The following is a 20703-nucleotide window of genomic DNA, read 5'->3' on the forward strand; positions in this document are numbered from 1 at the left end:
TACTAGATGTAGATCAAATCGCCACCCGGATCTTAATCAATTATTAGTTTCTGCCATTAACTTTAACGAGTTGTCGCCGATTCGCGCGATTCGTACCCATAGATCATCGAAGTGCCACACTGATTCGGAGGCGGACGAATGATCGTAGTGGTTGATGAGCGTGAGCTCGTGAAAGATGGATACACATCTCTGTTTGGCCGTGAGGGCATTCCCTCTACCGGCTTTGATCCTGCGGAATTCGGCGAGTGGGTACAGACCGCCGCGGATTCCGATATTGCGGCAGTCGAGGCTTTTCTGATCGGCCAGGGCCAGCGCAATCTGGAACTGCCCCGGGCGATCCGGGATCGGTCGATGGCGCCGGTGATTGCGGTCAGCGATCAGCCCTCGCTCGAAAACACCCTTGCGCTTTTCGATTGCGGTGTCGACGACGTGGTGCGCAAGCCGGTTCATCCTCGCGAAATCCTCGCAAGGGCGGCTGCGATCCGGCGCCGGCTGAAGGCGATTACTAACTACACCGATGTCGGCGCGATCCGCGTCTTCTCGGATGGTCGCGATCCCGAGATCAACGGCGAGGTCTTCGCGCTTCCCCGGCGAGAGCGCCGCATCCTCGAATATTTGATCGCCAATCGCGGCCGCCGGGTCACCAAGACCCAGATCTTCAACGCCATCTACGGCATCTTCGATGAAGAGGTCGAGGAAAACGTCGTCGAAAGCCACATCTCGAAGCTGCGCAAGAAGCTGCGCAAGAAACTCGGCGTCGATCCGGTCGATTCCAAACGCTTCCTTGGGTACTGCATTGATTGGGCTTGATTTTCTCAGCCGGGCGGAAGCGCTCGGCTGAACCTGGATATTCGGCCTCGCAACTCGCCATCACAGACAGCTTCACGCAAGGCCCGCCAAATACTCTCGAGCATAACAGGTAGAACGAGGTTTTCAGATGAGCATTTTCGGCAGCATGAAGACGGCAGTATCGGGGATGAACGCACAGGCGAACCGCCTCAGCACCGTCGGCGACAACATTGCCAACGTGAACACCACCGGCTACAAGGCCGTGTCGACGAGCTTTTCGTCGCTGGTTCTGCCCTCCTCGGGCGGTAACTACAATTCCGGCGGCGTTCAGACCTCCGTCCGCCAGGCCGTCTCCGACCAGGGCGACATTTCCTACACCACATCGGGCACCGACCTTGCGATCTCGGGCGACGGCTTCTTCATCGTCCAGGGTCCTGACGGCACGCCGGTCCTGACCCGCGCCGGCGACTTCACCAAGGATGACCTAGGCAACCTCGTCAATTCCGCCGGTTTCCAGCTGATGGGCTATTCCTACAACTCCGGCGCGCCTGCTGTCGTCGTCAACGGCTTCGACGGTCTCGTTCCGGTCAACGTCAGCCAGGATGGCCTGACCGCCATCGCTTCGACATCCGGGTCCTTCAAAGGCAACCTAGATTCGAACGCTAAAGTGGCTCCGGTCGCTCCCGCGACGTTGCCGAGCGCCAACCTGGCCACCACGACGACCGATACCAAAAAGGTCTCGATGGTTGCCTACGACCGCCTCGGCAACAAGGTGATGTACGACTTCTACTTTACGAAAACCGCCGTCGCGGCAGCGCCGCCGCCGGCGCCTCCCGCCACTGCGGCTACCTGGGAAGTGGCGATGTTCCGCAACGCCAATGCAGCGACGGGCGGCACCACCTCGTTCCCCTATAGCGCTGGTGGCGCGGTCGGCACGGGATCGCTCACCTTCGACGCCAACGGTAAGATGACTTCGACAGGTGCCATCAACATCACTGATGGGGTGACTGGCCAGACGATCGCCATGGACTTCTCTGGCTTCACGCAGCTCGGCGCCGCCTTCTCCGGTACCGGCACGCCGAACGGCCAGGCGGCGACCCCGGTCCAGGATGTCACGATCAATGGCGATGGCATCGTCTATGCCAAGTATGAAGACGGCAGCACCAAGCCGCTCTACCGTATTCCGCTCGCCAACGTCGCAAGCCCTGACAAGCTGACGCTGATGAGCGGCAATGTCTACAGCGCCAACGGTCAGTCGGGCGTCACTGTCACCGGCTTCCCGCAGACCAACGGCCTCGGCACGATCAAATCGGGCGCTCTCGAAGGTTCGAACGTCGATCTTGCCGGCGAGCTGACCGAGATGATCGAAGCGCAACGCAGCTATACCGCCAATTCCAAGGTGTTCCAGACGGGTTCCGACATCATGGACGTTCTCGTCAATCTCAAGAGATAAGTAGGGTAACGGGTAAGCCATGTCGCTCACATCCGCACTTAATACCGCGCAGGGAATATTCAACAATACCGGCACTCAGAGCAGTGTTGTATCGAACAATATTTCCAATGCCGGCAACAAAGATTATGTGCGCCGGCAGGCGATGCTCACCACGTCCCTGAATGGCGCGCAGGTCGTCAAGATAGACCGGGCGCAGGAAGATGCCCTGCTGCGCCAATATCTGAAGTCGTCCTCGCAGGACAGCGCCCAACAGACGCTGCTGAGCGGTCTCGGGGATCTGAAGTCGATCATGGGCGGCAACGACTATGAAACGGCGCCGTCCACCTATCTCGGTGTTTTCCAGCAAAAACTGCAGGCTTTCAGAACCTCGCCGGGCAGCACGGTCGCGGCTCAGGGCGCCATCACCGCCGCCCAGGATGTCGCCAACTCCCTGAACAACGCATCGAATTCTGTTCAGGACGTTCGCGCTAGCGCCGACAAGCAGATCGCCACGGCGGTCGATAGCCTGAATACGCTCCTCAGCCAGTTCGAAAATGCCAACAATGCGGTGAAGACCGCCACGGCTTCGGGCGCGGACGCGTCGAGCGCTCTCGATGAGCGTGAGAAGGCCCTCAAGCAGATTTCGCAGATCGTCGGCGTCAACACGACGACACGCGCCAACAACGACATGGTGCTGAGCACATCTGACGGGACGATCCTCTTCGAGACGGTCCCGCGCAAGGTGACGTTCAAGTCTCAAGACGTTTACAATGCCACCATTACCGGCAATTCGGTCTATGTCGACGGCGTGGCGCTTCCGCGCGGCAGCGGATCGACGACGACAGGGCAGGGGAGCCTTCAATCGCTCCTCCAGGTCCGCGACGAGATCGCCCCCAATTTCCAGAAGCAGCTCGACGAAATCGCCCGCGGCCTGGTCTCGCTCTTCAAGGAGCAGAACACGGCAGCCGGTCCGGCCTATGTGCCCGGCCTCTTCACCTGGAGCGGCGGCACTGTCAATACCGGTGCCACCGCCGTTGCCGGTATGGCGGCGACCATCACCGTCAGCAGCAGCGTGATCACCTCGCAGGGCGGTGACCCGATGCGCTTGCGTGATGGCGGCGTCAACGCCACCGGCGTCGTCAACAATCCCACCCACCTTAGCGGGTATACGACGGACCTCGATCGTCTCTATACTGCATTGGGTTCCGACATCGACTTCGATCCGGCGGCGCCGGTGGTTGGCTTCGACGCCTCGACGGGCATCGATTCCAACGTCAGCATCATGGAATACGCCACCAATTCCTTGGGTTGGCTCGAGCAGTACCGCAGCAACGCCACGACGGCGGCGGAGAATACCTCGGCGGCGCTGTCGCGTTCCGACGAGGCTTATTCCAACGAGACGGGCGTCAACCTTGACGAGGAACTGACCCTGCTTCTCGACATCGAGCAGTCCTACAAGGCGGCGACCAAGATCCTGAACGCCGTCGACGAGATGTTAAAGTCATTGCTGGATATTGCGAGTTAAGCCATGAAGAGCTCATTTATTTCAAGTTCGGCCATCCAGAATGCAATGCGGTTGACGATCCGTCAGGCGCAGAACCAGATGACGAAGGCCTCGACGGAAGCGACGACGGGGGTCTACGCGGATATCGGTGTCTCCCTTGGCGGCAACGCTGCCAGGAGCGTGGACTTCAATCGCGAGGTCGACAGGATAGACTCGATCAAATCAAGCAATTCGCTCGTCAACGCGCGCATGGAGTCCTCGCAGCTCGGGCTTTCCAAAATGAAGGACGTCGGCGACGGCCTCGTTTCGAAGCTGACGGCGCTTCAGGGCAGCAAGGATCCCGGCAGCATCACCGTCGCCATCCAGTCGGCGACCAGCGCCCTGTCCACCATGATGGATACGGCCAACACCATGGTGAACGGCGAATATCTCTTCTCCGGTATCAATACAGATGTGCAGCCGCTGACCGACAAGACGGCCGCGACAAGCGCGGACATCGTGACGAAGCTGAATGCCTATGCGGCAGGCCTGACGAAGCCGGTCAACCAGTTGACCGGCGCCGAAATGGACACCTTCATCACCACGCAGGTCGAGCCGATGTTCAGCCAGGCCAACTGGACCGACCCGACGACCGGCTGGTCGCAGGCGTCGAACCAGAACATGACGAGCCGCATCAGCAACTCGGAAGTGATCGAATCCTCGACCAACGCCAATTCCGAAGGCATGCGCTATTTCGCTCTCGCCTCGGTCATGACCTCGGCACTGCTCGGGCAGAATCTCAGCGCCGACGCGATGAGCAAGGTCTCCAGCAAGGCGATCAGCTACACGACGAAGGCGACCACCGGCCTGGTAACACAGGCAAGCCAGCTCGGCCTTTCGCAGGAGCGCGTCAAGAAATCCAACGACGCTCTCGATGCTCAGTCTAACATCATCAAGAACAAGCTCGTCGATCTCCAGGGCGTCGACCCTTATGAAGCTTCGACCCTCGTCAAGACTTTGGAAACGCAGCTTGAAACCGCTTACACGATCGTTTCGAAGATCCAGCAGTTGAGTCTCGTAAACTACCTTTGATGAGCAAAGGCGCGCAATATAAAGAAGGATGCATGAATGTATCAGTTCTCGTATGCCGAAGTCATGCAGGACTCGGTGGCCGACGCGAAAGAGCGGGAATGGCAGGTCCTTGACCGGTCCATAGACCTGCTGTCGTTGGCGCGCGACAAGGAAAAATACGGCCGGGAAGCCATTGAAGCCCTGTTTTATACGCGCCGGGTATGGATCAGCTTCATCGAGGATCTGAAAAATCCCGACAACCAGCTGGAGATTGAGCTTAGGGCCAACCTCATCTCGATCGCAATCTGGATCTTGAAGGAATGCGACAGGATCAGAAAACGTCTGTCTAACAACTACCAGGGCATCATCGACGTTACCACCATCATCAGGGATGGACTTAAATGAAAAGTACACTTCGCATTTCTCTGAAAGCCGGAGAAAGAATCTTCATCAACGGCGCCGTCCTGCGCGTCGATCGCAAGGTCGCGCTGGAATTCCTGAATGATGTGACGTTCCTTCTCGAAAACCATGTGCTCCAGCCGGAAGGCGCCACGACGCCGCTTCGACAGCTCTATTTCATCGCGCAGATGATCCTCATCAACCCCGAGGGCAAGGATCACTCGACGGCGATGTTCCGCAAGTCGATCACCATGCTGCTCACCTGCTTCAAGAATGAAGAGATCCTCGCTGAACTGAAGCGCATCGATGCGCTCGTTTCGACCGGCCGCGCCTTTGACGCGCTCAAGGCCATTCGCGGCCTCTACGCGATCGAAGACAATATCCTCAACAACCACGAACTGCCGCCGACGATGGTCGAGCAGATTCGCAGGGAGATCGCACCATGGCGGTAGATGCAACGTCGAAGGTGACCACGTCGACCTCGACAGATTCGACAAGCTCGTCCCAGAAAAAGGCGACGCTGAACTACGACAACTTCCTCAAGCTGCTCATCGCGCAGATGAAGAACCAGGATCCGACCTCTCCGATGGATGCCAGCCAGCAGGTGGCGCAGCTTGCGACCTTCTCGCAGGTCGAGCAGACGATTCAGACCAACACCAAGTTGGACACGCTTCTGGCAAACTCGAGCCTCACCCAGGCCAGCAGCTACGTCGGGAAGTACATGGAAAGCGCCGACGGCACCGTCAAAGGCGTTATCGATTCCGTCAAGGTTTATTCCGACGGCATTATTGCGACGACCGCGAATGGCGATAAGATACTCGTGCAGACGGGAATCACCGTCGCCGACAAGGCTCCGAGCGGCAGCTCCTGATGCGAACGGCGCGGCGCGCCGGTTTGATGTCAACCAATTGCGGCCCGGCTGTAGCGGGGCTGCTTCAAGGCGATATGAGGTTGCCTTCGGATGAATGAAGCTGATGCATTGGATCTGTTCCAGGCCGCGATCTGGACCGTCCTGGTCGCCACCGGTCCTGCCGTCGTCGCCGCGATGGTGGTCGGCCTCGTTATTGCCCTGATCCAGGCACTGACCCAGGTGCAGGAAGCAACGCTGACCTTCGTGCCGAAGATCGTCGCGGTGCTGATCACGGTCGGTGTCACCGCCCCCTTTGTAGGCTCGCAGATCTCGATTTTTACAAATCTGGTCTTCTCGCGCATCCAGTCAGGCTTCTGAGCCACCTTCGCGCAAGCTTCGCCATTTAACCCTCGATCCGAATTGGGCGGATTCATGTCCGCCTCCTCTCATGAAGAGACGGAATCGTTATGGCGCAACCACCTGCACTACCCCTTCCTAAAGTCGCCCCGAGTCTGCGCGATGTCGGTTTTGCTCTCGGCATCATCGTCATCATCTGCATTCTCTTCCTGCCGATCCCGCCGTTCCTTATCGATATGGGACTGGCCTTTTCGATCGCCCTTTCGGTGCTGATCCTGATGGTCGCGCTGTGGATCCAGAAGCCGCTCGATTTCTCGTCCTTTCCGACCATTCTGCTGATCGCGACGATGACCCGCCTGGCGCTGAACATCGCGACGACGCGCGTCATCCTGTCCCACGGCAATGAAGGCCACGATGCGGCGGGCGGCGTCATCGCCGGCTTCGCAAGTCTTGTCATGTCCGGCGATTTCGTCATCGGTCTGATCGTCTTCCTGATCCTCATCACCATCAACTTCATCGTCATCACCAAGGGCGCCACGCGTATTGCCGAAGTCGGCGCGCGCTTCACCCTGGATGCCATCCCCGGTAAGCAGATGTCGATCGACGCCGATCTTTCGGCCGGCATCATCGACGAGAAGGAAGCCCAGCGCCGGCGCAAGGAACTCGAAGAGGAAAGCTCCTTCTTCGGTGCGATGGACGGTGCGTCGAAGTTCGTCCGCGGCGATGCCGTGGCCGGCCTCATCATCACCTGCATCAACATTTTCGGCGGCATCATCATCGGCTATTTCCGCCACGGCATGCCGATCGGCGAAGCGGCCGACGTCTTCGTCAAGCTCTCCGTCGGCGATGGCCTTGTCTCGCAGATGCCGGCCCTCATCGTCTCGCTCGCCGCCGGCCTTCTCGTCTCGCGCGGCGGCACGCTCGGCTCCACCGACCAGGCCGTTGTCAACCAGTTGAGCGGCTATCCCCGCGCGCTCTCCGTCTCGGCCGTGCTGATGTTCGTTCTCGGCTTGATGCCGGGTCTGCCATTTGTCCCCTTCGTGTTCCTCGGCGGTCTTCTCGCCTTCGGCGCCTGGTTCATCCCGCGTCAGGTCGAAGCTGAAAACAAGCTTCGCCGCGAACAGGAGGAAAAGAAGGTCGTCCAGAGCAAGGAGCTGGAGAAGGACTCGGTCAAATCGGTGCTCCGCACCTCGGAGATCGAGCTTGCGCTCGGCAAGATGGTTTCGACGCGCCTGCTCGGCGCCCATCAGGAACTCGCCTTCCGCGTCGGCAAGATGCGCAAGAAATTCGCCACGCAATACGGTTTCGTCGTGCCCGAAATCAAGGTGACAGACGACATCGCCATCGCCGAGAAGTCCTACCAGATCCGCATCCACGGCACGACGGTCGCCTCCAACCTGCTGCGCGTCGGCGAAGTCCTCGTCGTCACCGGCGCCGGCCGTCGGCCGAGCATTCCAGGAGATGAAATACGCGAACCCGCTTTCGGCATGCCTGCCGTCTCGATCCTCGAAAACTTCGCCGACGATCTGAAGCGCGAAGGCTTCCAACCGATCGACAACGTTTCCGTTGTGCTTACCCATATGAGCGAGGTCATCCGCAACAACCTGCCGCAGCTTCTGTCCTACAAAGACGTCAAGGTGCTGATCGATCGCCTCGACCCCGAATACAAGAAGCTCGCCGACGAGATCTGCTCGTCGCACATGTCCTATTCCGGCCTGCAGGCGGTGCTGAAGCTCTTGCTTGCCGAGCGCGTCTCGATCCGCAACCTGCACCTCATTCTCGAAGCAGTGGCCGAACTCGCTCCGCATGTCAGGAAGACCGAGCAGATCGTCGAACACGTTCGCATCCGCATGGCCCAGCAGCTGTGCGGGGACCTCGCCGACAACGGCGTGCTGCGCGTGCTGAGACTCGGCAGCAAGTGGGATCTTGCCTTCCATCAGGCGCTGAAGCGCGACGCCAAGGGCGAGGTGATCGAATTCGACATCGATCCCCGCAGCCTGGAGGAGTTCAGCGAGCAGGCGACCAAAGTTATCCGTGAGTTCATGGATCGCGGCCTGCCATTCGCCCTTGTCACGTCGCCGGAAACACGTTCCTATGTGCGCATGATCATCGAACGGCTGTTCGCCACGCTGCCGGTCCTGTCGCATGTCGAACTGGCCAAGGGCATCGAGATAAAGATTTTGGGCTCCATTTCATGATAACAGACCCGCAAGGGACCGTTCTCGCGCTGTTTCTGGTTTTCTGCCGGATCGGCGGCTGTGTGCTGGCTCTTCCGGGTTTTTCCTCGGCGCGCGTGCCCGAACAGCTGCGCGTCTTCATCGCCGCCGCTCTCTCGATCGCCGTCATGCCGCTGCTCTGGGATACCGTCTACCCGGCCGTCCATACGGGCGCCGGAACTTATATCGGCCTGATCTTCAGCGAATCACTGATCGGCGTGATGTACGGGATGCTGGCGAGAATCTATACGCTCGGCATGCAGTTCGCCGCTTCGATCTTGGCCACGATGGTCGGCTACACCCAGCCGGGCTCAGCCGACATCATCGAAGACACGCCGGAGACCAGCCTTTCGAGCTTTGTCACCTTCGCCGGCATCATGATTCTCTTCATCATGGATTTTCATCACATCGTCTTTCGCGCGCTGATCGATTCCTACACCACCATGCCCTTCGGTGGCCTCGTGCATATGCGCTCGACACTGATCTCCTTCACCGACACGCTGGAACAGACCACCTACATCATGCTGCGGCTGTCGAGCCCCTTCCTGATTTACGGCCTGATCTTCAACGTCTCGATCGGCTTCATCAACAAGCTGGCGCCGCAGATCCCGGTCTACTTCATTTCCACGCCTTATCTGCTGCTCGGCGGGCTTTTCCTGATCTATTTCTCGATAGCGGCGATGGTCAGCCAGTTCGCTCAATCCTTCGATTCGATCTATATCGGGCGATGAGGCAGATATGATCGAGAAGAACCGCTCTCAGAAACTCAAGCGTATCCTTTCGGTGCAGCGGCATATCGAAAGGATGGCCGAGAACGATCTGGCCGAAACCAGCCGCCAGCGCGCCGAAGTCAATGTGGCGATGGACGACGTCATCCTCGCGCTCGGCTCGATGGATCCCGTCCATCATGCCTTCTCGCAGAATTACGCCGATCGATTCGGCAGACTCACCATCAAGGACCAGCAGCTGACCGGCATGCAGCAGGTTCACGAGATGCGGCTGATGCGCGAGCGCGCCAAGGCTGATCGCCTGGAAGAAGGCATGAAAGACGCCCTGGAGGCCGAGCGTCGCGAGGCCGACGACAATGCCGTCTACGATGTGATCGATCAACAATTCGCAACGCCAGCCTCCAGCAAGCTTCAAAAACCATAGTCGCTACGATCTTAATTTAGAGGATTGTAACGTGGCTATTTCGCCCCCCAGTGATCTGGTCCTGGACGTTGTCAAAGCTGCCGACCCCACAGAGGTTCAGGCGGCCCAGGAAAAATTGAAGGCAAATCGTGCGGCCTTTGCCGCAACGAGCCTCGCCGAGAATGGCAAGGGCTTCTCCAATACGGTCGATGTTCTCGACCATATCGGCCAGAAGAGCGGCCTCTCCAACATCCAGAACCGCACCAAGACCGAGGACGTTCCGGAAAGCTACCGGAAGTTCGAGGCCATGGTTCTGCAGAATTTCGTCAAGTCCATGCTGCCAAGCGAAAGCGACGACGTCTACGGCAAGGGCGCGACCGGTGATATCTGGAAGGGCATGATGGCCGAGCAGCTCGGCAACGTCATGTCCAAGGGTGACGGCATCGGCATCGCCAAGCAGATGTACAGTGAGCAGCTGCGCCGGCAGGAAGGCAAGATCGTCAACGCTTCGACTGATGATCGCGACCGTAACACGGCGCTCAGCATGATCGACGACTTCCAGCGCAAGACCTTTGGCACGCCGACCGCCGAAGCCAAGTCCGCAAGCGACGCATAACCGAGGGTACAATGGAAATAGTTTCGAACGAATACAGGATCAAATCCGTTCTCGGACGCCTCGAAATGATCATCGACAATGAGAACACCCGGATCGGCAGCGATCCGCAGTTCGATCTGAAGGTGTCCAACGCGCACAAGAGCCGCTGCCTCTACGAGCTGTCGATGCTGTTTCGCGACACCGATCCGGCCGAGCTTGCCGCTGCTCATCTCGATCAGCTGCATGGCTTGAAGAAGAAGCTGGTTCTCAATGCCCGCCGCGTCGAGGCGCATCTCGAAGCGGTTCGCGCCGTGGCCGACCTCCTGAAGAATGCGGTTCAGGACGCCGATGCCGACGGCACTTATTCCCAGGAACAATTCGCCTCGCGTGGAAACTGATGATCAAGCTCGTCCTCACCGGTATCTGGGTATGTGCCATCACCTTGGCGTCGGTCTATTTTTCGGTGTACCTGGCGACCGCGCCGGCGCCTGCGGCAACGGACTCCAAGCAGGGCGCGCTCGAACTGGTGAAGGGTGAAACGATCACGGTGCCGATTATCGGCGACGGTGCGGTCACCGGTTATTTCCTCGGCCGCGTTTCCTTCATGATGAACAAGGACATGCTGAAAGGTGTGACGCTGCCGCTCGCCGAGATGACGACGGACGAACTCTTCAGCCTGCTCGTCGGCAACAAGATGGTCGATATCGCCCACGTCAAAGCCTTCGACCCGAAGGCTTTCCGCGAGGAGGTCAAGAAGGGCATGAACGAGCGCCTCGGCGGTGAATACGTCGCCGAAGTGATGCTGGAGCAGCTCGACTATCTCTCCAAGGAAGACGTCAAGGAAAACTCCTCCGGCAAGCCGACGAAGGTGGGCACGCCGGTCAAGATCGTCGAGACCGTACCGGCCGGCGAAGCGCCGGTGCCAGCCGCCCATTAAGGCATGTCGCGCAAAAGTGCGTAGCAATTTTGCGATCACGACATACGAGCAATCAAAAACCTGAAGCGTGGCAAGCGACTCTGAAAGATCGCGACGCTTTCGGCGAGTTAGGATGACAAACGGCGCCAGAGGGCGCCGTTTGTCGTGGGCGCGTGTGGTTAATAAACCACTTATACGAGCATTGAAATTCAAATTATTTTCCTAAGGGTTGTTTGAAACCCGCCTGATATAACCGGCCTCACAGCTGGGCATGTGCCGCATCCGGGGATCGGAGCGGCGCCGTCCCGGCGCGACGCGACCGGTCCTTTCGAGACCTCCGGTGCGGAAATATGGGCTCGTTTTCCGGGATGTCGGGGCATGAAGCACCCACGGCAGGAGGTTGGAATGAATCTGATTGCTAACTTCGCGGTGCTCGCATCGCGGCGGACGATTTTCGATCTGCCGGTCTGCGACCTCGGCTGGGACGACGCCCTCGTTTTTATCAACGAGTTGGCCTCCATCCCGGTCGGCCAAACCGTGGTTTGCTTCGTCAACGCCCACAATATGCTGACGGCGCTGCGCGACGATGAATATTACCGGATCATGTCGCACAATCTGGTGCTGCCTGACGGTATCGGCCTCAACATCGCATCGCAGATCGCCCATGGCGGGCCGTTTCCCGCCAACCTGAACGGCACCGATTTCGTGCCGGCCTTCCTCACCTTCATGGAGGCTCCGCGCCGCATCGGCCTTATCGGCGGCACGCGTTCGGTCGTCGAAGCGGCTGCGGAAAGTTTTCGCAAGCACACGCCCTGGCACGAATTCGTCGTCGTATCCGACGGTTACTTCGACAAGGTCAACTCCGCCCCCGTCGTCGAAGAGATAGAGCGCCAGAAGCTTGATATCCTGATTGTCGGCATGGGAACGCCGCTTCAGGAGAAATGGGTCCACGACAACATCCGCGCCGACCATGCGCGCCTGGTGCTGACGGTAGGCGCGCTCTTCGACTTCGTCTCGGGCGCCGTTCCCCGCGCCCCGAAGACGGTGCGGATGATGCGCATGGAATGGGCCTATCGTCTGATGCAGGAGCCGACGCGCCTCTGGCGCCGTTACATCATCGGTATCCCGGTCTTCCTCTATCATGTCCTGCGCTATCGCTTCCGCCGGCGCGAAAGGATGCTCAGCCATCCCGAAGAGCACACCGCCGCGCTGCAGCCGCCGCGGGCGGATCGTAAGAAGGCAAGCTGATCCCGACGTATGTTGCGCAAAAGCGTGCAGCGTTTGCGACCGGTCGAAAAATCGGGATCTATTTTCGGAACGCGCCATGTGACGATTGAAGTGCCACAGCGTCCGCTGCGCCTGAAAAGACGCGCGGCGTAGCAGTTTCTTGCCGGCCGCGGTTAACCATTTCTTTGCCATGAATATTTAAAGTCGCTTAATCATCTGCGTCGTGCGGATGAGCGAACCCGGCCATCATGTGCATGAGATGTGGCGCAAATGTACGATATCAGGGCCAGAAGCAGCTTTCACCATCGCGCAGCCGCGGCGCCGCGCACCCTTGGCGATTCCGATCGATTGCCCCGATCGAACCGGCCTGATGTCGCGCTGCCCGAGGCCGAACTGCTGCGCGCCATCGGCCGCGCGCTGGAAGAGCAACGCGAAAAGGCAGCGCGCACGGCGCCGCTGGTCGACCGTATCGAAACCATCCTCGGCAATCGCCTGCTCGCTGCCAACGATATCGGTTCTCGTCTTTCGCCGGAGCCCCTGCGGAATGAAGAGCTGATCGCACCAGCCGCTGAACCGGCGATCGAACCGCTGGCCGCAATTCATCAAGAACCCGCCCCGCGCGGGCCCGCAGCGTCGCAGCGCAGCGCGCGCGGGATCGGTCTTGTGGCAATGGTCTCCGTGGCGACGATCGTCGGCGCCGGCTTACCGATTTTGATGCCGGCTTCGCCGGCTCTCTACCGCGCGGAGACGACGCTCGCGATAAAGACGGATGCTGCAAGCCGTGCGGCCTTCACCCAGGTTGCGGCGAAGGGATTGCTGTCGGCGCGGGTGGTCGCTTCGACGGTCGCCGCCCTGAAGCTCGATCGCGATGCCGAATTTGCCGGTGCCGGCGCCAATGCGCTTGGCGTCGCGCTTGACCTGCTTTCGGCGACAGGTGCTGCCGCCGATCCCGCTTCCCATGCTGAGGCGACGCTGAAGCACGCGGTGGAGATATTGCCCGATGCAGCCGCCGGCACGATCCTCGTGAGGGTGACAACCGGCGAGAGCGGCAAGTCCATGCGTATCGCCGCAAGGCTGGCCGAAGCGGTTGCCGCAGGGGATGGGCCTGGCGGGAGCGCTGAAACCGGCGGCGCCTTGCGCAAGACCTACGACGACGCCAAGGCCGAGCTTGCCGCCTTCACGGCAAAAAGCGGCGAGGGCAACGTCAAGGTGGCGATCGATCTACGCCGCCAGATCGACGGGCTCGATGCCGATCTCAAAGAGGCTGACCAGAACATCCTCACTGCCAAGACGCAGGCGGACCGGCTGAAGGCCGCAAAACTCGCCGATGTGCTCGACGGTTCGCTGCCCTCCGATATGCTGTCGCCGGCGCTGCAGGACTGGCGCGACAAATATGCCGTCGCCAAGACGGCGCTTGCGCAACTTTCCGCCGAACTCGGCCCGCGCCATCCGCGCCTGCTGCAGCAGCAGGCCGAAGCCGACGGCTTGAAGGAAAATATGGGCAAGGAGCTTGTCCGTCTTGCCCAGGCCGCCAATACCGCCGCCAAGACCTCCGTCGATGCACGCAAGGGCCTCAATGATCGTCGTAACACGCTGATCGCCCAGAGCCGGGATACCGGCGTCGATTTGTCACGACTGACTGAGCTGCGTGAAAAGGCGAATGCCGCCCGCTCGCGCCTGGAAGACGCGACGTCCGCATCAGCGGGAACAGCCACTGACGGTCGCATCGTTCTTCTGAAGCCCGCGCTGGCGACCGGGGTAACGGAAACGGATGGCTTGACCGGCCGCTCGCTGGCCGGCGCAGCGGTGGGCCTTGCGATAGGCCTTGCCGGGGCTTTCCTGCTGCGGCTGCGCAGGCCTGTCGCCGCTCCGGTACGAGGAGAGGTGCCGCTATCGCGGCCGCAGGCGCCGTTGCCATCGATGCCTGCGCAGGATCCCGCGCCGGTCGATGAGATGGAGGTGTTGCGCTCCGAAATCTCCGGTCTGCGTGACCGGCTGCGTGTCCATGCGCTCGAAGCGCGGCAGCCGCTGCGCTGACCGAACATTTCCTTGCAAGTTTGCTATTGCGTTGCCGCTTTCGGACAAGATAGGGCGTTGGTGAGCAATTGACGCTCGCCGACTATTCATAGATTGACGCGAAACAGGGCGGAGAGACGCGTGACGACAGTAATCGATGGCAAGAACGTAGCCGCATCCGTAATCGAGACAGTGAAGGCTGCGACGGCCGCGCTGGAGAAAAGCAGCGGCGTCACCACTGGTCTTGCGGTCATCATCGTCGGCGATGATCCGGCAAGCCACGCCTATGTCGGCTCCAAGAGCCGTATGGCCAAGGAATGCGGCTTCAAGTCGGTCCAGCACACGCTGCCGGCCGAGACGAAGCAGGAGGAACTGGCTGCCCTCGTCGCCAGCCTCAACGCCGATCCGTCGATCCACGGCATCCTGGTGCAGCTGCCGTTGCCGAAGCCGCTCGACAGCGAGCCGATCATCCAGTCGATCCTGCCGGAGAAGGATGTCGACGGCTTGAGCGTCGTCAATGCCGGCAAGCTTGCCACCGGCGATCTGAAGACCGGGCTGGTGTCCTGCACGCCGGCCGGCGCCATGGTCTTCGTCCGCCGCACCCACGGCGAGGATCTCTCCGGCCTCAGTGCCGTCGTCATCGGCCGCTCCAACCTGTTCGGCAAGCCGATGGCGCAGCTGCTGCTCAATGCCAATGCGACGGTGACGATCGCTCACTCCAGGACCAAGAACCTCGCCGAGGTCTGCCGCAATGCCGATATTCTGGTGGCTGCCGTCGGCCGGCCGGAGATGGTGAAGGCCGATTGGGTCAAGCCGGGTGCGACGGTCATCGACGTCGGCATCAACCGTATTGCAGCACCCGAGCGGGGCGAGGGCAAGACCCGGCTGGTCGGCGACGTCGCCTTCGCCGAGGTCTCTGCGGTCGCCAGCACCATCACCCCGGTTCCCGGCGGTGTCGGACCGATGACCATCGCCATGCTGATGGCCAACACCGTCATCGCCGCTCACCGCACCGCAGGGCAGGTGCCGCCGAAGTTTTGATTATCGCTGCTGCGGGGCAGGGCCGGTCGAGGCCCTGACGATCAGCTCGGTCTTCCAGAGCTCCTGGTCGGGGAAGGGCCCGGCCTGTTTCACCGTTCCGATCAGCCGCTGGGCGATGCGCACACCTGCCGCCCGCAAGGAAGAGCGCGTCGTCGTCAACGGCACGGAGAAGTTTTCCGGCTTCAGCAGGGGCAGCACGTCGTCGTGGGCAATCAGAGAAATATCCTCTCCGAGCCGCAATCCCGCCTGGTTGACGGCGCGGATTGCGCCGAGCGCCAGCACGGTGCTGGAGCAGAGGATCGCCGTCGGCCGGTCCGGCAGCTGCAGGAAGCGTTCCATCGCCAGCAGGCCTTGCTCATCGGTCATCAGCGCGTGGCTCGCGCAGTCCTCGTCGAGCGCCAGTCCACGTTCGGCAAGGGCTGACATGACGCCGTTCCTCCTGCGGATAGCGAAATCGAGATGCATTGGCCCATTCATCAGCGCAAAGCGCTTATGGCCGAGCTGCAGCAGCAGCCGCGTCGCATCGTAGAAGGCCCCCTCATTGTCGATGTCGAGAAAGGGATAGTCCGGCTCCGACCCGAAGGAGCGGCCATGCACGACATAGGGCATGGAAAGCGATTTCAGCATGGCGAGCCGGGGGTCGTGGCCACGCATATAGGCGACGAACAGCGCGTCGACATTGCCGCTGACGGCGAGGCGCCGGAGCGCGGCCACTTCGTCGTCGGGATCGGCCGGCATGATGACGAAGTGGAAGTCGTGGCGCACGGCCTCCTCGCCGAGCCCGGCCAGAAATTCGCCGAAATGCACGTCGGACTGGTGGCCGGGCGCTGTCGGCATGACGAGGCCGATCGAGCCTGCCTTGCCGGTCGCAAGCCGCTGCGCAGCCTTGTTCGGCCGGTACCCGGTCTCCTTGACGGCCTGGAGCACACGCTCGCGGGTCGCCTCATTGACCTCGGGATAGCCGTTGAGCGCCCGGCTCACCGTCGTCTGCGACAGTCCCAGCAATTCCGATAGCTGTTTGAGATTCACCTGCTATGCTTCCTCCCGGCTCGCCTGAGCTTGGGGGCCAGCTGCCTCCCAGTGCCCAAAGCGCTTTCAATTATGTATCATTTGGTGCGCTTGACTCAAGAAAAATCGCTCCATATTCCCCAATAGGCGCTGCTCAGCGGTGCTGGCGCATCGATCTGAAAATCGAATTCGATTTTCGGAAGCCCCGGTGCGTAGATTCAAGGAGTTAGAGCGTTCTTTGTGCGTCCGGGAGGATGCGGGGCGCTCTGAGCTGCATGTTTATATCGAGTTTTCATGAAATGACTTGACTCCATTCCACCGAAAGTGGAATGAGTGAAGCTGTCAAAGCGCTTTGAAATTCCGTTTGAAGGAATTCGGCGTGGGTTGGGATTGTGATGGGAGGTTGATCACATGAAAAAGTCATTTTTAATGGGCGTTGCCGTGGCGGCGCTTTTTGCAGGTGCTGCGTCCGCCGCCGATCTGAAATTTGCGCCGGGACAGGATGCCAAATTCAACTGGAAGAGCTATGACGAATTCAAGGCTGCCCATGCCGATCTGAAGGGTCAGCCGCTGGCGATCTTCGGGCCGTGGCGCGGCGAGGACGAGGCCTTCTTCCTGAGTGTTCTCGCCTATTTCACCGAAGCGACCGGCGTCGACGCCAAATATTCCTCTTCCGAAAACTACGAACAGCAGATCGTCATCGACACGCAGGCCGGCTCGCCGCCGAATATCGCCGTTCTGCCGCAGCCTGGCCTCCTTGCCGACCTCGCCAGCAAGGGTTTCCTGACGCCGCTCGGCGATGAAAACTCCAAGTGGCTCAAGGACAATTACGGCGCCGGCGACAGCTGGGTCGGTTACGGCACCTACAAGGGCAAGGACGGCAAGGACGCCTTCTACGCTTTCCCCTTCAAGGCCGACGTGAAGTCGCTCGTCTGGTACGTTCCGGAGAATTTCGAGGAAGCCGGCTACAAGATCCCGACGACCATGGAAGAGCTGCATGCCCTGACCGACCAGATCGTTAAGGATGGTGGCGTTCCCTGGTGCATCGGCCTCGGTTCGGGCGGCGCCACCGGCTGGCCGGCGACGGACTGGGTCGAAGACATCATGCTGCGGACCCAGCCGCCGGAAGCCTATGACAAGTGGACGACCAACGAGCTGAAGTTCACCGACCCGGCCGTCGTTGCCGCGATCGACGAATTCGGCAAGTTCGCCAAGAACGAGAAATACGTCAATGGCGGTGTCGCGGCTGTGGCATCGACCGACTTCCGCGACAGCCCGAAGGGGCTCTTCTCGGTTCCGCCGAAGTGCTACATGCACCATCAGGCCTCGTTCATCCCGTCCTTCTTCCCTGAAGGCACGAAGCTCGGTCAGGATGCCGACTTCTTCTACATGCCGACCTATGCTTCGCATCCCGAACTCGGCAAGCCGGTGCTCGGCGCCGGTACGCTCGTCTCGATCACCAAGGACTCGAAGGCGGCTCGTGCCTTCATCGACTTCCTGAAGACGCCGATCGCGCATGAAGTCTGGATGGCGCAGTCGAGCTTCCTGACGCCTTATAAGGGCGTCAACGTCGATGCCTATGCCAACCCGCAGATGAAGAAGGAAGGCGAAATCCTGACTTCGGCCACGACCTTCCGCTTCGACGGCTCCGACCTGATGCCGGGCAAGATCGGCGCCGGCGCCTTCTGGACGGGCATGGTCGATTTCGTCGGCGGCAAGTCTGCACAAGATGCTGCTGGCGAGATCCAGAGCGCCTGGGATGGCATCAAGTAATCCTTCAAATTATGCCGCCGGCTTGCCGGCGGCATGGCTTGCATGACTGGCCGGGCTCGCAAACAGCCCGGCCATCGCAGGATATATTGTGGTCGGGCAATACAAAGAGATTGACGATGACCGGCGTTGACCCGTCAGAATAAGAACCGGTCGGAATAAGATCAGGGGAAGCAGGGGAGGGACGAAATGCTGTTGCAGATTGTGTCCGCTTTGGGCGTCGTGGTCGGGGCCGTTATCGCGTGCTCGGCCTATTTCTATTTTTCGAACAAGATTCTGGATCTCGCTCTGCCGGTGAAGGATGGCGACATTCGTGCCGCATCGCGCAATCTCAACCGTCGTGCGCTCGTCCGGCCCTGGCTGTTTGTCGGTCCGGCGCTCTTTCTTCTCATCGTCTACCTCGTCTATCCCGTTATCGCGACCGTCGTCCTTTCCTTCTACGACCGGTCGGGCCTGCAGTTCGTCGGCCTCGCCAATTATCAATGGGCGCTCGGCGACCGCGAATTCCGCCAGTCGATCTTCAACAACATCCTTTGGCTCGCCGTCGTTCCGGCCGCCTGCACCTTCTTCGGCCTCGTCATCGCCGTGATGACCGACCGCATCTGGTGGGGCAATATCGCCAAGAGCATCGTCTTCATGCCGATGGCGATCTCCTTCGTCGGCGCCTCGGTCATCTGGAAATTCATCTATGAATATCGCGGCGGCAACGACGTCCAGATCGGCCTGCTGAACGCCATCGTCCAGCTTTTCGGCGGTACGCCCGAGGTGTGGATCTCCGTTCCCTTCTGGAACAACTTCTTCCTGATGATCATCCTGATCTGGATCCAGACCGGTTTTGCCATGGTCATCCTGTCGGCTGCACTTCGCGGCATTCCCGAGGAGACGATCGAAGCCGCCGTCATCGACGGCGCCAATGGCTGGCAGATCTTCTGGCGCATCATGGTGCCGCAGGTCTGGGGCACCATCGCCGTCGTCTGGACGACGATCACCATTCTCGTCCTCAAGGTCTTCGATATCGTGCTGACCATGACAAACGGCCAGTGGCAGACGATGGTGCTGGCGAACCTGATGTTCAACTGGTTGTTCCGCGGCGGCGGCGATTCCGGCCGAAGCGCCGTTATCGCCATCATCATCATGCTCGCCGTCACGCCGATCATGGTGTGGAACGTGCGCCGCGCCAATCGCGAACTGAAGGGGCATTGAGATGACTGCTGTCGGAAGCTACTTCAAGATCGGCCCCGCCCGTCTCTTCGTTCACGCCGCCGTCCTGCTGATCGTCATCCTCTGGCTGATCCCGACGCTCGGCATCTTCGTCAGCGCGCTGCGCGACAAGGACCAGATCGTCGTGTCCGGCTGGTGGACAGCCTTCGTCGGTTCGACGCAGACCGTCGCCGTCCGCCTCGGCACTTCAGATCAGCAGCAACAGGAAGGCGTCACCTACGTCATTTCAGGCAATGTGCTGGAAGGCCAGACCGGCCGCTCTGTGAAGGCCTTCGGCAACCGCGTGCAGCAGCCGGCGGCCTTCAAGGCCGGCGAGACTGCCGATCTCGGCGACGGGGAAACGCTGCAGATCAACAGCGATGGCAGCTACCGCTACATGAAAAACGCGGCCTTCTCGCCCGACGAACGCCCGAAGCGCATCTATGCATCCGTCTCCGCGCCGCCTCAATTCACGATGCAGAACTACAACACGGTTCTAACAGGCGAGGGCATCGGCCAGTCCTTCATCAACTCGCTGACGGTGACGATCCCGGCGACGATCATCCCGATCCTGATCGCCGCTTTCGCCGCCTACGCCTTGAGCTGGATGGAATTCCCCGGCCGTGCGCTGATGATCGCGCTTGTCGTCGGCCTCATCGTCGTGCCATTGCAGATGTCGCTGATCCCGCTGCTGCGCCTTTACAACGAGATCGGCAACCTGCTGGGTCAACCGTCAAAGACCTATCCCGGCATCTGGCTGGCCCATACCGCCTTCGGCATGCCGCTCGCCATCTACCTCTTGCGGGCCTACATTGCCGGCCTGCCGAAGGAGATCATCGAATCCGCCCGCGTCGATGGCGCGAGCGATTTCGAGATCTTCGTCCGCATCGTTTTGCCTCTGTCCTTTCCAGCACTCGCCTCCTTCGCCATCTTCCAGTTCCTGTGGGTGTGGAACGACCTGCTCGTCGCCATGGTCTTCCTCGGCACCGACAAGGATCACCTCGTGCTGACCGGCAGCCTGAACGCGCTGCTCGGTTCGCGCGGCGGCAACTGGGAGATTTTGACGGCGTCGGCCTTCGTCACTATCGTCGTGCCGCTGCTCGTCTTCTTCGGCCTTCAGCGTTATCTGGTGCGCGGTCTGCTGGCGGGCTCGGTCAAGGGAGGCTGACCATTTTCGAACGTGACTTCAGACAGGATATTCC

The 20703-nt window shown here is 60.4% G+C and carries 21 protein-coding genes; 20 read left to right on the forward strand and 1 reads right to left on the reverse strand.

Annotated features, from left to right (window positions below):
• Positions 1-138 precede the first annotated feature (138 nt).
• The 17 genes from rem (at position 139) to folD (ending at position 15523) form a co-directional block, all read left to right on the forward strand.
• Positions 139-810: a transcriptional activator Rem gene (gene rem, locus EFD55_RS02360; RefSeq protein WP_125842591.1), complete on the forward strand. Its 672-nt coding sequence runs from the start codon at positions 139-141 to the stop codon at positions 808-810.
• A gap of 127 nt (positions 811-937) precedes the next feature.
• Complete coding sequence (locus EFD55_RS02365; protein WP_125842593.1) at positions 938-2242, forward strand: flagellar hook protein FlgE; 1305 nt, start codon at positions 938-940, stop codon at positions 2240-2242.
• Positions 2243-2261: 19 nt separating this feature from the next.
• On the forward strand, positions 2262-3746 hold the full coding sequence (flgK, locus tag EFD55_RS02370; RefSeq protein ID WP_125842595.1) for a flagellar hook-associated protein FlgK: 1485 nt from the start codon (positions 2262-2264) through the stop codon (positions 3744-3746).
• A gap of 3 nt (positions 3747-3749) precedes the next feature.
• Positions 3750-4796, forward strand: coding sequence for a flagellar hook-associated family protein (locus EFD55_RS02375; protein WP_125842597.1), 1047 nt, complete (start codon positions 3750-3752; stop codon positions 4794-4796).
• 36 nt (positions 4797-4832) lie between these two features.
• The gene (gene flaF, locus EFD55_RS02380; RefSeq protein WP_125842599.1) at positions 4833-5180 is read left to right on the forward strand and encodes a flagellar biosynthesis regulator FlaF; all 348 of its coding nucleotides are present in this window, start codon (positions 4833-4835) and stop codon (positions 5178-5180) included.
• Positions 5177-5626: a flagellar biosynthesis repressor FlbT gene (gene flbT / locus EFD55_RS02385; protein WP_012482697.1), complete on the forward strand. Its 450-nt coding sequence runs from the start codon at positions 5177-5179 to the stop codon at positions 5624-5626. The genes flaF and flbT overlap by 4 nt, the downstream gene beginning before the upstream one ends.
• Entirely contained in the window at positions 5617-6045 is a 429-nt protein-coding gene (flgD, locus tag EFD55_RS02390) for a flagellar hook assembly protein FlgD (protein ID WP_125842601.1), read from the forward strand. Before flbT ends, flgD begins: the two co-directional genes overlap by 10 nt.
• Positions 6046-6135: 90 nt before the next feature.
• Positions 6136-6402: a flagellar biosynthesis protein FliQ gene (fliQ, locus tag EFD55_RS02395; protein WP_125842603.1), complete on the forward strand. Its 267-nt coding sequence runs from the start codon at positions 6136-6138 to the stop codon at positions 6400-6402.
• An 89-nt stretch (positions 6403-6491) separates the two neighbouring features.
• Positions 6492-8579 (forward strand): flagellar biosynthesis protein FlhA, encoded by a 2088-nt coding sequence (gene flhA / locus EFD55_RS02400; protein WP_125842605.1) that lies wholly within the window; start codon positions 6492-6494, stop codon positions 8577-8579.
• Complete coding sequence (gene fliR, locus EFD55_RS02405; protein WP_125842607.1) at positions 8576-9328, forward strand: flagellar biosynthetic protein FliR; 753 nt, start codon at positions 8576-8578, stop codon at positions 9326-9328. The genes flhA and fliR overlap by 4 nt, the downstream gene beginning before the upstream one ends.
• 7 nt (positions 9329-9335) lie before the next feature.
• Entirely contained in the window at positions 9336-9749 is a 414-nt protein-coding gene (locus EFD55_RS02410; protein WP_125842609.1) for a hypothetical protein, read from the forward strand.
• Positions 9750-9780: 31 nt separating this feature from the next.
• Positions 9781-10344 (forward strand): rod-binding protein, encoded by a 564-nt coding sequence (locus EFD55_RS02415; protein ID WP_125842611.1) that lies wholly within the window; start codon positions 9781-9783, stop codon positions 10342-10344.
• An 11-nt stretch (positions 10345-10355) separates the two neighbouring features.
• Entirely contained in the window at positions 10356-10721 is a 366-nt protein-coding gene (locus tag EFD55_RS02420; protein ID WP_097619885.1) for a hypothetical protein, read from the forward strand.
• Entirely contained in the window at positions 10721-11260 is a 540-nt protein-coding gene (locus EFD55_RS02425) for a hypothetical protein (protein WP_125842613.1), read from the forward strand. Before EFD55_RS02420 ends, EFD55_RS02425 begins: the two co-directional genes overlap by 1 nt.
• 384 nt (positions 11261-11644) lie before the next feature.
• A complete protein-coding gene (locus EFD55_RS02435) occupies positions 11645-12487 on the forward strand; it encodes a WecB/TagA/CpsF family glycosyltransferase (RefSeq protein WP_125842615.1) in 843 nt (280 codons plus the stop codon).
• A gap of 249 nt (positions 12488-12736) precedes the next feature.
• Positions 12737-14503 (forward strand): GumC domain-containing protein, encoded by a 1767-nt coding sequence (locus tag EFD55_RS02440; protein WP_125842618.1) that lies wholly within the window; start codon positions 12737-12739, stop codon positions 14501-14503.
• Between the two features lie 120 nt (positions 14504-14623).
• Positions 14624-15523, forward strand: coding sequence for a bifunctional methylenetetrahydrofolate dehydrogenase/methenyltetrahydrofolate cyclohydrolase FolD (gene folD / locus EFD55_RS02445; RefSeq protein ID WP_125842620.1), 900 nt, complete (start codon positions 14624-14626; stop codon positions 15521-15523).
• Here the strand turns inward: folD and EFD55_RS02450 are convergent, their stop codons facing one another.
• Positions 15524-16552 (reverse strand): LacI family DNA-binding transcriptional regulator, encoded by a 1029-nt coding sequence (locus tag EFD55_RS02450; protein WP_125842622.1) that lies wholly within the window; start codon positions 16550-16552, stop codon positions 15524-15526.
• 390 nt (positions 16553-16942) lie between these two features.
• Here EFD55_RS02450 and EFD55_RS02455 point away from each other — a divergent pair, with 390 nt between their 5' ends.
• From EFD55_RS02455 to EFD55_RS02465, 3 genes are all read left to right on the forward strand, one after another.
• Positions 16943-18304, forward strand: a complete 1362-nt coding sequence (locus tag EFD55_RS02455; RefSeq protein WP_125842624.1) for an ABC transporter substrate-binding protein — start codon at positions 16943-16945, stop codon at positions 18302-18304.
• Between the two features lie 186 nt (positions 18305-18490).
• Complete coding sequence (locus tag EFD55_RS02460; RefSeq protein WP_125842626.1) at positions 18491-19504, forward strand: carbohydrate ABC transporter permease; 1014 nt, start codon at positions 18491-18493, stop codon at positions 19502-19504.
• 1 nt (position 19505) lies between these two features.
• Positions 19506-20669 (forward strand): carbohydrate ABC transporter permease, encoded by a 1164-nt coding sequence (locus tag EFD55_RS02465; protein ID WP_125842628.1) that lies wholly within the window; start codon positions 19506-19508, stop codon positions 20667-20669.
• Positions 20670-20703: the final 34 nt, after the last annotated feature.

It is taken from the genome of Rhizobium pisi (assembly GCF_003938655.1).
GTDB classification, from domain to species: Bacteria; Pseudomonadota; Alphaproteobacteria; order Rhizobiales; family Rhizobiaceae; genus Rhizobium; species Rhizobium pisi.